Origin of the sequence: Lactobacillus xujianguonis (assembly GCF_004009905.1) — a bacterium.
GTDB lineage: Bacteria > Bacillota > Bacilli > Lactobacillales > Lactobacillaceae > Lactobacillus > Lactobacillus xujianguonis.
This window is the reverse complement of record NZ_ML136951.1, coordinates 1-556: the sequence shown is the minus strand read 5'-3', so window position 1 is coordinate 556 and position 556 is coordinate 1. Positions and strand designations below refer to the sequence as shown.

The following is a 556-nucleotide window of genomic DNA, read 5'->3' as shown; positions in this document are numbered from 1 at the left end:
ACTGTAAATGTTCCTAACGGTAAGGTTTCAACTCCAACTGAATCAGCTGTAACTAAGACTGTTAACCACATTGCCGCAATTTACGACAAGGATGGTAACCAATTGAACTTAGCTAAGCTTCGTGCTTACAACGCAGTATCAGTATTCCCAACTACTGTAACCATCAAGGGTTCAAAGATGTACGAAATTGCTGACGCTGCTGGCAAGCGTACTGGTCACTTTGTAAAGGCTTCAAACATCGACGGTGTTGAAAAGACTGTTACTAAGAACTCATACGTTTACACTGCTTACGGCAAGAAAGTTTACAAGACCTCAGGTAAGGCAGTTAAGATGCCTAAGAAGGGTCACCGTGGTAGCTTAAGAAAAGTTAAGGCTGGCGAAAAGGTAACTGTATACGGTGGTTCATTGTTCAACAAGCAATTCTACCGCATCGGTAAGAACCAATACATCAAGGTAGCTAACTTCCGTTAATCAGAAGTTTAACAACTAAAGATGTAGCGGCTAACGCTAATCGATAAGAAAAAGACAGATCGTAATGATCTGTCTTTTTTGTATA

At 40.6% G+C, this 556-nt stretch carries 1 protein-coding gene; it reads left to right on the top strand.

Going from position 1 to position 556, the window contains the following annotated elements:
• The coding region (locus EJK17_RS11325) for an SLAP domain-containing protein (RefSeq protein ID WP_201738288.1) at positions 1–471 on the top strand (471 nt) is incomplete at its 5' end.
• Positions 472–556: the final 85 nt, after the last annotated feature.